Source organism: Streptomyces sp. STAM6 (assembly GCF_054963715.1).
The window spans coordinates 26,364-39,216 of record NZ_JBUEFZ010000038.1 but is presented as its reverse complement, the minus strand read 5'-3'; the positions used below and the strand labels follow the sequence as shown (position 1 = coordinate 39,216).

The 12,853-nt window shown below is 73.7% G+C and carries 13 protein-coding genes; 9 read left to right on the top strand and 4 right to left on the bottom strand.

What is annotated here, in order from left to right; translation table 11 throughout:
- Positions 1–78: 78 nt before the first annotated feature.
- The 6 genes from ACY34K_RS29435 (at position 79) to ACY34K_RS29410 (ending at position 4,982) form a co-directional block, all read left to right on the top strand.
- A complete protein-coding gene (locus ACY34K_RS29435; protein WP_462752519.1) occupies positions 79–1,566 on the top strand; it encodes a sensor histidine kinase in 1,488 nt (495 codons plus the stop codon).
- On the top strand, positions 1,563–1,982 hold the full coding sequence (locus tag ACY34K_RS29430) for a roadblock/LC7 domain-containing protein (RefSeq protein ID WP_462752497.1): 420 nt from the start codon (positions 1,563–1,565) through the stop codon (positions 1,980–1,982). Before ACY34K_RS29435 ends, ACY34K_RS29430 begins: the two co-directional genes overlap by 4 nt.
- Entirely contained in the window at positions 1,979–2,341 is a 363-nt protein-coding gene (locus tag ACY34K_RS29425; RefSeq protein ID WP_462752495.1) for a DUF742 domain-containing protein, read from the top strand. Before ACY34K_RS29430 ends, ACY34K_RS29425 begins: the two co-directional genes overlap by 4 nt.
- Entirely contained in the window at positions 2,322–2,954 is a 633-nt protein-coding gene (locus tag ACY34K_RS29420) for a GTP-binding protein (RefSeq protein WP_462752494.1), read from the top strand. Before ACY34K_RS29425 ends, ACY34K_RS29420 begins: the two co-directional genes overlap by 20 nt.
- Before the next feature lie 402 nt (positions 2,955–3,356).
- Positions 3,357–4,460 carry a selina-4(15),7(11)-diene synthase gene (locus ACY34K_RS29415; protein ID WP_462752492.1) on the top strand — a complete coding sequence of 368 codons (1,104 nt, stop codon included), beginning with the start codon at positions 3,357–3,359 and terminating at the stop codon, positions 4,458–4,460.
- 57 nt (positions 4,461–4,517) lie between these two features.
- Positions 4,518–4,982, top strand: a complete 465-nt coding sequence (locus tag ACY34K_RS29410; RefSeq protein ID WP_462752490.1) for a TetR/AcrR family transcriptional regulator — start codon at positions 4,518–4,520, stop codon at positions 4,980–4,982.
- A gap of 9 nt (positions 4,983–4,991) precedes the next feature.
- Here ACY34K_RS29410 and ACY34K_RS29405 read toward each other — a convergent pair whose 3' ends face one another.
- From ACY34K_RS29405 to ppk2, 3 genes are all read right to left on the bottom strand, one after another.
- Positions 4,992–5,645, bottom strand: coding sequence for a phosphoribosyltransferase (locus tag ACY34K_RS29405; protein ID WP_462752488.1), 654 nt, complete (start codon positions 5,643–5,645; stop codon positions 4,992–4,994).
- Between the two features lie 10 nt (positions 5,646–5,655).
- A complete protein-coding gene (locus ACY34K_RS29400) occupies positions 5,656–6,312 on the bottom strand; it encodes a dienelactone hydrolase family protein (protein WP_462752486.1) in 657 nt (218 codons plus the stop codon).
- An 81-nt stretch (positions 6,313–6,393) separates the two neighbouring features.
- The gene (gene ppk2, locus ACY34K_RS29395; protein WP_462752484.1) at positions 6,394–7,383 is read right to left on the bottom strand and encodes a polyphosphate kinase 2; all 990 of its coding nucleotides are present in this window, start codon (positions 7,381–7,383) and stop codon (positions 6,394–6,396) included.
- Between the two features lie 206 nt (positions 7,384–7,589).
- Here ppk2 and ACY34K_RS29390 point away from each other — a divergent pair, with 206 nt between their 5' ends.
- The 3 genes from ACY34K_RS29390 to ACY34K_RS29380 all read left to right on the top strand — a co-directional run bounded on the left by ACY34K_RS29390 (position 7,590) and on the right by ACY34K_RS29380 (position 12,406).
- On the top strand, positions 7,590–8,870 hold the full coding sequence (locus ACY34K_RS29390) for an ATP-binding protein (protein WP_462752482.1): 1,281 nt from the start codon (positions 7,590–7,592) through the stop codon (positions 8,868–8,870).
- Between the two features lie 329 nt (positions 8,871–9,199).
- Positions 9,200–11,026: a glycoside hydrolase family 15 protein gene (locus ACY34K_RS29385; protein WP_462752480.1), complete on the top strand. Its 1,827-nt coding sequence runs from the start codon at positions 9,200–9,202 to the stop codon at positions 11,024–11,026.
- Positions 11,027–11,044: 18 nt separating this feature from the next.
- The gene (locus ACY34K_RS29380; protein ID WP_462752478.1) at positions 11,045–12,406 is read left to right on the top strand and encodes a PP2C family protein-serine/threonine phosphatase; all 1,362 of its coding nucleotides are present in this window, start codon (positions 11,045–11,047) and stop codon (positions 12,404–12,406) included.
- 16 nt (positions 12,407–12,422) lie between these two features.
- On the opposite strand, the gene ACY34K_RS29375 is transcribed toward ACY34K_RS29380, so the two are convergent.
- Entirely contained in the window at positions 12,423–12,809 is a 387-nt protein-coding gene (locus ACY34K_RS29375; RefSeq protein WP_462752476.1) for a hypothetical protein, read from the bottom strand.
- Between the last annotated feature and the right edge of the window lie 44 nt (positions 12,810–12,853).

Here is a 12,853-nt window from a genome sequence, read left to right as displayed (position 1 = left end):
TCCACTTGACCCGTACGGGCTATGCTCCCGGGCGTCATCTTGTGATCTTCACTCGTCCGATGGGTTCTGATGGTGCAGATGGTCCGTGAGGAATCGTCGCCCGTAAGCGGAAGGCCGCGCTCCAAGGTCTCGCCCGGGTGGCTGCTGCCTGCCGTGCTGACGGCCGTCGCCACGGCTGTCGCGGTGCTCCTGGTCTCCGCCTCCGCGCGGGTCCCGGTCGGCGCCATCGGGGCCGTCGCCGCCGTCGCGCTCGCCGCCATGGGCGTCGAGACCGCCCGCCGCGGCCGGGCGATCGAGGAGCTCCGCGCCGCCCTCGCGGCCCGCGACACGGCCCTCGCCCGCCGCCACGCAGAGACCGCCCACCTGGCCGGCACCCTGCTGCCCGACGCGGTCACCCGGCTGCGCAACGGCGAGTTCCAGGAGGACGTACTCGGCTCGCTCACCGCTCCCGAGGAACACCGGGCCGTCGTCCGTGTCGTCGTCGACGCGGTCACCGCCGAGGAGGACCTGCGCGAGTCCGCCCAGCGCGCGTTCGTGAACATCGCCCGTCGGGTTCAGGCCATCGTGCACCAGCAGGCCCAGGAACTGCGCGAGATGGAGGACCGGCACGGCAACACCCCCGCCGTCTTCGGCGACCTGCTCCGCATCGACCACGGCACCGCCCTCATCGGCCGGCTCGCCGACTCCATCGCGGTCCTCGGCGGCGCCCGCCCCGGCCGCCAGTGGAGCCGGTCCGTCCCGCTCTACAGCGTGCTGCGCGGCGCCATGTCCCGCATCATCGACTACCAGCGCGTCGAACTGCACTCGGTCACCGAGGTCGCCGTCACCGGCCCCGCCGTCGAGCCCCTCATCCACGCCCTCGCCGAGCTCCTCGACAACGCCACCCGCTACTCGCCGCCCCAGACCAAGGTCCATCTGACCGCCGTCGACGTGCAGTCCGGCATCGCCGTCGAGATCGAGGACGGCGGCGTCAGCATGAGCGAGGAGGCCCGCAAGCGCGCCGAGCGCATGCTCCGCCAGGCCCAGCAGGGCATCGACCTCAACGACCTCGGCGAGACCCCCCGCCTCGGCCTCGCCGTGGTGGGCCGGCTGGCCCAGGCGTACGGCTTCCAGGTCTCCCTGCGCTCCTCCGCCTACGGCGGTGTCCGCGCCGTCGTCGTCGTCCCCCAGGACCTGATCACCACCGTCGCGGCCGCCACCGGCATCGCCCACGGCATCGGCACCTCCTCCGGACCCCGCACGACCGCACCGGCCGTACCGGCACCGGCCGCCGCTCCCACGCACCCGGTCACGCCCGCCCCGCCCGCCGAGCGTCCCGCCACCGGCCCGGTCGCCGACGACCACGCCCCGGTCGTGACCGAGCGGACCGCGAACGGGCTGCCGCAGCGGCGCCGCAAGCAGCTCGCCGCGCCGGCCGCGCCCGCAGCCCGGACGTCGCCCACGACCACCGCGGATCCCGACCAGGAGTCCGCACCTCAGGTGCAGCCCGGAATGTGGCTGGCCGCCTTCCAGAGCGGCCTGACCGGGGAGCCCAACGACGCGAACAAGGGGAACACTCAGCCATGATCAAGCAGCAGGCCAATATGGACTGGATGCTCAAGGACCTCGCGGAAGGCGTGCCGCAGACCCGGCACGTGGTGGTGCTCTCCGCCGACGGTCTGCGCATGGCCCAGCACGGTACGGACGACGACACCGCCGACCGGCTGGCCGCCGCCTGCGCCGGACTGCAGTCGCTCGCGGGCGCCGTCGCCACCGAACTCCCCAACAGCGGCGGCCGGATGCGCCTCGTCGTCATCGAGATGGACGGCGGCTTCTTCTATCTGATGGCGGCCGGCGCCGGTGCCTACCTCGCCGTGCTCGCCGACGAGGGCGTCGACGCCGGGCTGATGGGCCAGCGCATGCGCGACCTCGTGCTGCGCATCGGAGCGCACCTGAGCAGCCCGCCGCGGCAGGAGACCCCTGGGGGAGGGCAGGCCAGGTGAGCCGCCCGAGCGGCGGGGACTGGGAGGACGGCAGTCCCGAGCGGCTCTACGTCATCACGGGGGGCCGCAGCGGCGTGTCCACGCCCGCCGCTCTCGACCTGGTCACGCTGATCGTGGCCAGGGCCGGGGTGAAACCCGGGATGCAGCCGGAACACGCGGCGATCGTCCAGCTGTGCCAGTCACCGCTGTCGGTCGCCGAGATCTCCGCCTACCTGAGCCTTCCGGTCAGCGTCGTCACCGTCCTGCTCGGTGATCTCATCGCCGACAAGCGGGTCGTCGCCCGAGCGCCCGTGCCACCCGCCCAACTCCCCGACCGCGCTTTGATTGAGGCAGTGATCGATGGACTACAACGGCTCTGAGCAGGCAAGCGCCGTCACACGCGGGCCGCGGAGCGAGGACGTGCTGCCGGAGACGGCCACCGCCGCCGTCAAGGTGGTGATCGTGGGCGGCTTCGGTGTCGGCAAGACCACCCTGGTCGGCTCCGTAAGCGAGATCCGCCCGCTGACCACCGAGGAGACGATGACCCAGGCCGGGGTCGGCGTCGACGACACCTCCCACGTCGGCGGCAAGACGTCGACCACCGTCGCGATGGACTTCGGCCGCATCAGCATCAACGAGGAACTGGTGCTGTACCTCTTCGGCACGCCGGGCCAGGAGCGCTTCTGGTTCCTGTGGCGCGGCCTCTTCGAGGGCGCGCTCGGCGCGGTGGTGCTCGTCGACACCCGCCGCCTGGAGGTCAGCTTCGACGTCATCGGGCGTCTGGAGGAGCGCGGCGTGCCGTTCGTCGTGGCCGTCAACACCTTTCCCGACGCGCCGACGTACCCCGTCGAGGAGCTCCGCGGCGCGCTCGACCTCCCGGAGTCCGTCCCGATCGTGCCCTGCGACGCCCGGCAGCGCGCTTCCAGCCGGGACGTCCTGATGACGCTGATGCGCTATCTCCAGACCCTCGCCACGACGCAGGAGGCGTCGTAGGAGATCGGACCCGTGCGGCCGGCGCCGGCCGCGGGGCGCGGGTCCCTGGCGCCCGTGACGCGGCACGGCGATCGGCCGTCGATCCGCCGGTGAGCCGACGGCGACGCGTGCGAGCGGCTGTTGCGCGGCCGTACGGGGCGGCTCGGCGCCGCGGTCGACGGTCGTCCGGGGCGGCTCGGCGCCGCGGTCGACGGTCGTCCGGTTCGTACCGCTTGGCGGGGGTCGCTCTCCCAGTCTCGGTGCCGACGCTGCCCGGGACGCCGCACAGCTGGGGGATTGTCCTATTGGAACGGCTGATTCTCGTCACTACTATGCGCAATAGTTGATCACTGTGAGGTGCACGTGGCGCATGTGACGTGCCGACAGTGGACATGCCGCACCCGTGACCAGAAGGAGGGCGCAGTGGGCCCCGGGCTCGTCGTTCCGCCGATCTTCTCCCCCATCCCCCCGGCGATCCATCCGCGGCACGCACAGATTGACGTGCAGACGGCCGCATGGGCAGAAACGTTTCGCATCGGGTCCGACGAGCTGCGTGCCCGACTCGTGCGCCAGGACATCGGTACCTTCTCGGCGCGCATCCTCCCCGAGGGACGGGACGAAGTCGTCTCCCTCCTGGCCGATTTCGTGCTCTGGCTCTTCGGCGTCGACGACGGCCACTGCGAGGAGGGCGAACTCGGCCACCGCCCCGGCGATCTGGCGGGCCTGCTGCACCGGCTGCTGCGGGTGGCGCAGAACCCGGACGTCCCCATGCTGCAGAACGACCCACTGGCCGCGGGCGTGCGCGACCTGCGGCTCCGGGTCAGCCGGTACGGCACCTCGGGCCAGACGGCCCGCTGGGTGGACGCACTGCGGGAGTACTTCTTCTCCGTGGTGTGGGAAGCGTCCCACCGCCGCGCCGGCACCGTGCCCGACCTGAACGACTACACCCTGATGCGCCTGTACGACGGGGCCACGTCGGTGGTGCTGCCGCTGCTCGAAATGGGCTACGGCTACGAACTCCAGCCGCACGAGCGGGACCGTACGGCCGTGCGCGCGGCGGCCGAAATGGCGTCGTTCATCATCACCTGGGACAACGACATCTTCTCGTACCACAAGGAGAAGAGCGGGACGGGCTACTACCTCAACGTCCTGCGCGTGCTGGAGGAGCACCACCACCTCGGCCCCGCGCATGCGCTGACGACCGCGATCGCCCAGCGGGACCGGGTGATGTGCCTGTTCATGCGGCTGACCGCGTACCTCTCCGACCAGGGCAGCCCGCAGCTGCGCCAATACCTGGCGAGCCTCGCGCACTTCATCCGCGGCGCCCAGGACTGGGGCGTCAGCTCGATCCGCTACACCACCCCGGACGACCCCGCCCCGATCCCCTCGGTGTTCAGCGACCGGCCCACCGATGACAGCCGGGAGCCACTCGACATCCCCTGCGTCTCGTGGTGGTGGTCGCTCCTGCCCGACGGCACCGGTCCGGCCGGCGGCCGGCGCCACCGGCCGATACAGCGGACCGCCTGAACCGCCGGGCCGAGCCGGTCCGGCGCGGTCCGCTCGGACTGCCCGGCAGGAGGGAGCGTGACGGCCGGGGTGCCGCTCGGGGCGCCGACGTACCACTTCGCCACCAAGGACGACCTCATCCAGGTCGCCCTCCGGCGCTCGGCCGACCGCTACGGCGCCTCCCTGCGCGACTGGGGCGCCCAGCGGCCCCGCCTCACCCCGGACCAGCTCGTCGTCCTCCTCGCCGACGCGCTGATCGCGTGCTTCGGCCCCGCACGTGACCAGCAGGTCATGGAGTTCGAGCTGTACGTGGCCGCCCTGCGCCGCCCCGCGCTGCGGCCCGTCGCCGACCGGTACCTCGAGCTGAGCGTCGAGGCCCTGCCGCCGTACGTCGACGCGCTCACCGCCCGGGCCGCCGCCGTCGCGATGAACGGCCTCACCCTGCGCGGCCTCGCCGGCAGCGAGCCGCCCACCCGTGACGAGGTGGAGTCCGTCCTGCGCCGCCCGCTCACCCCCATCCCCGCGCTCGACGGCGGGGCCTGAGCCGGGCCGTCAGCGCGTGGCGTGCGCCGCGCGCAGGATCCGGATCACCTCGTCGTCGCTCACCTGGTCGAAGTCGTCGTACCAGAGGCCCACCGCCTCGAACGGCATCGGCTGGTACAGACACACGAAGTCGTCCGTTTCCGCGGAGAGCGCCATGGCCGCCTCCACCGAGGAGACCGGCACCGCGAGCACCACGCGGGCCGGCGCCATGCCGCGCAGGGCGCGCAGCGCGGCGCGGGCGGTGACACCGGTCGCCAGGCCGTCGTCGACGAGCACGGCGGTCCGGCCCTCCAGGTCGGGGGGCGGGCGGCCGCCCCGGTAGAGCTCCTCGCGGCGGTGCAGCTCGGCCCGTTCCCGCGCCACCTGGGGACCCAGCCGGTCCGCCGTCAGATCCAGCACGCTCAGCGCCCGTTCGTCGTACAGCGGCGGGCCGTCGCCGGCGATGGCGCCGATGCCCAGCTCGGGGTTGAACGGCGCGCCGATCTTGCGGGCGACCAGCACGTCCAGCGGAGCGTGCAGTGCCTTCGCGATCTCGTTGCCCACCGGAACCCCGCCGCGCGGCAGGGCCAGGACGAGCGGACGGTCGAGCCGCCCGTCGCGCCGCAGGTCGACCAGGAGGGCGGCCAGCTCGCGCCCAGCCTCGACACGGTCACGGAAACGCATGGTGGTCGCCTCAATCCTCCGCGCTCATGTGCAGGAACCAGTCCCGGGCGGCCCGGGCCACCTGCTCCAGCGCGCCGGGCTCCTCGAACAGGTGCGTCGCGCCGGGGACGACGAGCAGCGTGCACCGGCCCGGCAGCCGGCCGGCCGCTTCCTCGTTCAGCCCCATCACCGCCTGGTCGTTCCCGCCGACCACCAGCAGCACCGGCGCCCGTACCCGGTCGAGGGCCTCACCCGCCAGGTCGGGACGGCCACCGCGCGACACCACGGCCCGGACCGGATCGGGCCGCTCGGCGGCCGCCGCCAGCGCGGCCGCCGCACCGGTGCTCGCCCCGAACAGCCCCACCGGAAGGCCCCGGGTCTCCGCCATCAGCCCCAGCTGATCGACGGCTGCCGTCACCCGACGCGCCAGCAGCGGCACGTCGAAGCGGAGCTCGGCGGTGACGGTGTCCAGCCGCTCCTCCTCCTCGGTCAGCAGGTCCATGAGCAGGGTGGCCAGACCGGCCCGCTGCAGGGACCCGGCCACCGCGCGGTTGCGCGGGCTGTGCCGCGAACTGCCACTGCCGTGCGCGAAGCACACCACCCCGCGCGCCGCGGCCGGCACCGTCAGGTCCCCGGTCAGCGTGACGCCGTCGGCCTCGATCCGCACCGTCTGAGCTGTCGCTGTCACGGGCTCACCTCCGCGCCTTTTCCCTCTCGCGCCACTCCCTTCTGCCGCCGCGAGTACCCACGCGGCGGGAACGACACCCGGTCAGCGCGCGGGCGCCGGATGGTCGCCCGGGCCGCCGCCGCGTTGGGTCAGCGGTGTGGGCGAGAGCACCGCCGTGCTCTCCTCGCCCGCCTCCAGCAGGGTGTCGGCCGCGCCCACGATCAGCGGATCCGGCTCTCCGACCGCCTCCGTGTCCTTGCTGGCGTAGTCGAACCGCGACAGCAGGCTGCGCATGGCCTCCAGCCGGCCGCGCCGCTTGTCGTTGCTCTTCACCACGGTCCACGGCGCGACCTCGGTGTCCGTGGCCCGGAACATGTCGACCTTCGCCGTGGTGTAGTCGTCCCAGCGGTCCAGCGACGCGAGGTCCGTCGCCGACAGCTTCCACTGCCGCACGGGATCGACCTGGCGGATGGCGAACCGGGTGCGCTGCTCGGCCCGGGACACCGAGAACCAGAACTTCACCAGCAGGATGCCGTCCTCGACGATCATCCGCTCGAACGCCGGGCACTGGCGCAGGAACAGTTCGTACTCCTCCTGTGTGCAGAAGCCCATGACGCGCTCCACACCGGCCCGGTTGTACCAGGACCGGTCGAAGAAGACGATCTCACCGGCCGCCGGCAGATGCGCCACGTACCGCTGGAAGTACCACTGGCTCGCCTCCCGCTCGGTGGGCTTCTCCAGCGCCACCACCCGCGCGCCACGGGGGTTGAGCCGCTCGGTGAAACGCTGGATCGTGCCGCCCTTGCCGGCCGCGTCCCGGCCCTCGCACACCACGATCAGCCGCTGCCCGGTGTCCTTGACCCAGCGCTGCAGCTTCAGCAGCTCGATCTGGAGCACCCGCTTGTGCCACTCGTACGTGGTGCGCCGCACCTTGCGGTCGTAGGGGTAGTTCTCCCGCCACGTCTGAATCGAGTTGCCCGCCTCGTCCAGGAGCACGGGCTGCTCGGGCCGTCCGCGGTCGACGGTCAGCCCTTCCAGCAGCTCACCGGTCGCCCGATGGGTCGTCTCGTCACCGGCCGTCCGTTCACTCACCGTGTCACCACCGTCCCGGCTGTCCCTCTGGGTTCCAGGCTTTCCTTCTTCCCCGTTCGTTCGTCGACAGTGCGTATGACCAGCGTACGTACATACGACGAAACGTCGTGTCGACCGTCACGGATTGTGCGGGGTGGAACAGGAATCCGGTGCTCCGGCGCCCCTAGCCTCGCCGGAACACGAGGAACGAGGGGCGGTACGCACTGGTGAACTGGCTCATCCACGACTACCGGGAGAGTGATCTCGCGGCGGTCGTCCATCTGATCGACACGACGGCCGAGCTCGGCCAGGAATCGGTGTTCTCGCTCGCCGAGTGCATCGGCGCGCTCACCTCCCGCCAGCCCGCCGTCGTCGCCGTCCACCAGGGCGTCCCCATCGGCGCGGCGCTCGCCTGCGTCGCCGGTGAGCGCGCCTGGGTGATGCGGATCGCCATCTCCCCGGCCTGGCGCGGCCGGGGTCTGGCCAGCGCCCTGCTGGTGGAGCTGGAGCGCCGGCTGGTCGCCGCGCGCGTCGGGCGCATCGCCTATGTGCTGCCCGAGGAGGAACTGCACGGCGAAGGCCTGCTCAACGCCGGCTACACCCGCCGCCCCGCCGTCGCCTACTTCGAGAAGGTCGAGCCGCTGCACGGACCGGCGGCCAATCTGCTGGAGGACCTCGGCGGCCGGTTCCTGCCCTCCGACCTGTGGGCCAAGGTGGCCGGTATGGAGGCCGAGAAGGACCTCATCGAGCGGCGGATCGTCCTGCCGCTCGCCGAGCCGGAGCGCGCCGCCCGGCACGGCGTACGGCCCCCGCGGGCCATCACCCTGTTCGGCCCGCCGGGCACCGGCAAGACGACCTTCGCCCGGGGCATCGCCTCCACCCTCGGCTGGCCCTTCGTCGAACTGCTGCCCTCCCGGCTGGCCGACGAGGGCAATCTGGCGGCGGCGCTGCGCAGCGCCTTCGCCCGCATCTCGGAGCTCGAGCGGGTGCTCGTCTTCATCGACGAGGTCGAGGAGATCGCCCCGGTGCGCGGCGAGCCCGCCCAGCCCGGCGGGATGCACGGCGTCACCAACGAACTGCTCAAGCTGATACCCCGCTTCCGCGAGGGCGACGAGCGGCTCCTGGTGTGCGCCACCAACTCCGTCCGTTCCCTGGACCCGGCGTTCCTGCGCCCCGGCAGGTTCGACTACCTCATCCCGATCGGCACCCCCGACAAGGCGGCGAGAGCCGCCATCTGGTCCCGCTACACCGACGGCCGCGGCGACGTCGACGTCGACGTCCTGGTCGCGGCGAGCGACCTGTTCACCCCCGCCGACATCGAACATGCCGCCCGCATCGCCGCCCAGAGCGCCTTCGAGCGCGACCTGGGACGCGTCGGCGGCGGCGACCGGGCGGCCGGCGCGAGCACCGAGGACTACCTCGCGGCCGTCGCCCAGTGCCGGCCGACCGTCACCCCGGCGATGATCGAGCAGTTCGACGCGGACATCACGGCCCACGCCCGCTTCTAGGGCGGGGCCCACCCCCGCTTCTAGGGCGGGTTTCGTAAGTCCCGCCGGGCGGCGGCGTCTGTCACGCTCGCTCGCGGCGCTGTCGGTCGTCGGCGCAGCCCGCCGCGCTCTCTCCCCCTGCGCCTGGCGGCGCGGGAGGTACCCCCACCCTCCGCCTTGCGCTCGCACGCACCGGACGCCCCCGGCCCCGCCCCTCCGGGCGGACGACGCCACTTCCGCAACACGCCCTGACACCCCTGCGTGCCGGTGTGCCCCCGGTTCCGGTGCGCGCCCCGGGCGCCGGGCTCCGCGACCGGGCGGCGGCCGGTGGATCGGGGGACGATGAAGGGGTGACCGGCACGAGCGACCGTCCGATCTCGGACTACGCCCTGCTCTCCGACTGCCAGACCGCCGCGCTGGTCGGTCCGGACGGCTCCGTCGACTGGCTCTGCTTCCCCCACTACGACGCCCGCGCCGTCTTCGGACGGCTGCTCGGGGCGGAGGCGGGCCACTGGTCGATCCGGCCGGCCGGCGCGTACACGGCGCGGCGGAGCTATCTCGACAGCACCCTCGTCCTGCGCACCGAGTTCCGCACCGGCACCGGCACGGTCACTCTCACCGACGCCCTCGCCACCGGCCTCGACGAGCGGGGCCACGAGCTCGGCCGGCGCGCCCCGCACCTGCTGCTGCGCGTCGCCGAGTGCGTGGCGGGGACGGCGGAGCTGTCCGTCGAGTTCGCCCCCCGGCCCGAGTACGGCCTGATCAGGCCGCTGCTCATCCCCGTCGACGGCGGGCTCCGGTGCCACGGCGGCCCCGACACGCTCGCCCTGTCCACCGCCGTGCCGCTGGAGATCACCGATCTGGCCCGCGGCCGGATCCGGCTGCGGGCCGGCGAGCGAACGGCCTTCGCCCTCCAGCACGCCCCGGCCGGTGGCAGACCGGCACTGCCGGACCGGGAGGTGATCCTCACCCATCTGGAGGACACCCTCCACGGGTGGCGCTCCTGGTCGCGGCTCCACCAAAACTACCGGGGCCCCTGGGCCGAACAGGTCCGCCACAGCGGCCGGGTGCTGCAGGGCCTCACCTTCCAGCCGACCGGCGCCATCGTCGCCGCCCCCACCACCTCCCTCCCCGAGACCGTCGGCGGTGAACGGAACTGGGACTACCGCTACGCCTGGGTGCGTGACGCGTCCTTCACCCTGGACGCGCTGTGGGTGGCGGCCTGTCCCGACGAGGCCGAGGCGTTCTTCGGCTGGATGGCCCAGGCCGCCGCCGGCGACCCCCGGCACGACGCGTCCATGCAGATCATGTTCGGCATCCACGGCGAACGGGACCTCACCGAACGCGTCCTGTCCCACCTGCCCGGATGGCGCGGCAGCCGGCCGGTCCGCGTCGGCAACGACGCCTGGCGCCAGCGCCAGCTCGACGTGTACGGCGAGCTGCTCGACGCCGCGTACCGGCTCCGCGAGCAGCTCGGCGGGCTCGACACCCCCACCCGCCGGTTCCTGGCCGACTGCGCCGACGCGGCCGCCGCGCACTGGCGGGAACGCGACAGCGGGATCTGGGAAGTGCGCGGCGAACCACGGCACTTCGTCTACTCCAAGCTCATGTGCTGGCTCGCCGTCGACCGTGCCCTGGCCCTCGCCGACGACCTCGGCGCCGCCGACCGGGTCCCGCGATGGGCCCAGGCCCGGGACCGGATCCGCGACGCGATCGAGGAGCGGGGCTGGAGCGGCACCGCCGGCGCCTACACCCAGGCGTTCGGCTCCGACACTCTCGACGCGTCGGTGCTGATGATGCCGATCGTGGGGTTCGCCCCCGCCGACGAGCCGCGCATGCGCGCGACGATCGACGCGGTACGCGCCGGGCTCACGGGCCGTGACGGGCTCGTCCACCGCTATCCGGCCGGCAGCGACGACGGTCTGGCCGGCCACGAGGGCAGCTTCCTGCTGTGCACCTTCTGGCTGGCCCACGCCCTCGCCCTCGCGGGCGACACCCGCGCCGCCCGCGAGGTCTTCGAGCGCGCCGCCCGCTGTGCCAACGACGTCGGCCTTCTCGCCGAGGAGGTCGACCCCGAATCCGGCGAACTGCTCGGCAACTTCCCGCAGGCCTTCAGCCACATCGGACTGGTGAACGCCGCCTGGGCGATCCACGAGGCCGAGTCGGCCGACGGCTGACACGGCGCGGTGGCACCGGTGAGCCGGCACAGGGAGCCCGTGCACGGCGGCGACGGCCCCGCCCCAGCGGGCGGAGGCCTGGCGGCGGCGCTGGAGCGCGCCGTGGAGACCATCGGCACCACCCTCGACGAGCGGACCACCTGCGCCGAGCTGGCCGGCTACGCGCTGCGCGAGCTGCGGTGCGACGCGGTGGCGGTCGACCTGCTGCCCGGGGCCACCCGGGCGGGCGGCGCGGAGGTGTCCGGCTCCGGGCCCGGGGACGCGGGCGGCGCGGAGCCGGGCGGCGCGGAGGTGTCCGGGCCCGGGGACGCGGGCGGCGCGGAGCCGGGTGGCGCGGGACGGGTCGGGGCGGGACCTGGCCGTGCGGGACGGGGCGCGGGCGGCGCGGTACGTGGCGGGCCGACGCCCGGACCACCGCCGCAGGTCACCCGGGCCGCCACCGCCGGACGGGGCGACCTGCTCGACATGCCGCCGTCCGGCGGCGGCACCGTGACCGTGCCACTGCTCGCCCACGGCCTGAGGTACGGACAAGTGCGCGCCGTCCGTACGGGCAGCCCCTTCACCGGCCCCGAGGCGGCCGTCCTGCGTCACGCGGCCCGGCTCGCCGCCGTGCACCTCGGCCACGCCGGGGTCCATGACGCCACCCGCCGCACCGCGCTCAACCTGCAGCGGGCGCTGCTCGCCGAACCCGGCCGCCCCCACCCCAACCTGGACCTGGCCACCCGCTATCTGCCCGCCGGCGGCGGCAGCCTGGTGGGAGGCGACTGGTTCGAGACCGTGCGGCTGCACTACGGACGCACCCTGCTCGTCATGGGTGACGTCATGGGACACGGCCTCGACGCCGCCGTCGACATGAACGCCTACCGGTCCATGCTCCGCTACGTGGCCTCCACCGACCTGCCGCCGCACCGGGTGCTGCGCCAGCTCGACGCCGCCGTCGCCGAGGACGGCAACCGCCGCCCGGCCACCTGCCTGCTCGTCCGGGTCGACCCGGCGCGTGGTGTCGCCGCCTTCGCCGCCGCCGGGCACCTGCCTCCCGCCGTCTTCACCGACGACGGCCCGGGCCAACTGCTCGACCTGCCCGTCGGTCCCCCGCTCGGCACCGGTGTGGGCGGCTACGAGCCGATGACCCGCACCCTCGCCCCCGAGGAGACCCTGCTGCTGTTCACCGACGGCCTGGTGGAACGCCGCGACGAGGACATCGACACCTCCCTGGCGCGGCTCGCCGGGCTGCGCCTGACGCCCGGCGCGGGCGTACGGGAGCTGCTCGACGAGGTCCTGGAGCGGCTGGACGCCGAGCGGGCCGAGGACGACGTCGCCGTGCTGGCCGCCCGTATCCGCCACCGGCCCGGGCGGCACCTGGCCGGCCCCGCGGTGTGAGCCCGTCGGGCCGGCCTCAGGTCGGGTGGTGGCGCTCCGTACGGAGCCGGTGCACGGCCCTGCGCAGCCTGCGCAGACGCCTCCGCAGCAGCCGTGACGACGTGCGGTACCGCGGCGGCTCGCCGGTACCCGCCAGCGGCACCTGTGGCATCAGATAGCGGGCGCCCCCCGTCTCCACGGCGCAGAACGGGACCCCGCCCATGTCCTCGACCAGGACGCGGACGGGCCGTGGCGGATCGCCGGGCAGCTCCGCGTCCAGCGCCGTCACCCCCTTGGCGGGCCCGTGCCGGTAGGCGACCACCTTGCCGTCCACCAGGACCTCGATCCCGCTCGCGGGCCGGCCGAGCTGGACGGTGATGGAATGCCCCTCCTGGTCGAGGTGGAAGCGCTGAGCGCGGGCCATGGCGTGCCTCCCGAGCCGGTGCGGGGCGTCTCGCGGTGCCGGGA

What these genes read in the sequence shown, in the direction of transcription:
- ACY34K_RS29435 (WP_462752519.1), top strand. Translation starts at nt 79, where the DNA reads ATGGTCCGTGAGGAATCGTCGCCCGTAAGCGGAAGGCCGCGCTCCAAG.
- ACY34K_RS29405 (WP_462752488.1), bottom strand. Translation starts at nt 5,645, where the DNA reads ATGCGTTTCCGTGACCGTGTCGAGGCTGGGCGCGAGCTGGCCGCCCTC.
- ACY34K_RS29420 (WP_462752494.1), top strand. Translation starts at nt 2,322, where the DNA reads ATGGACTACAACGGCTCTGAGCAGGCAAGCGCCGTCACACGCGGGCCG.
- ACY34K_RS29375 (WP_462752476.1), bottom strand. Translation starts at nt 12,809, where the DNA reads ATGGCCCGCGCTCAGCGCTTCCACCTCGACCAGGAGGGGCATTCCATC.
- ACY34K_RS29430 (WP_462752497.1), top strand. Translation starts at nt 1,563, where the DNA reads ATGATCAAGCAGCAGGCCAATATGGACTGGATGCTCAAGGACCTCGCG.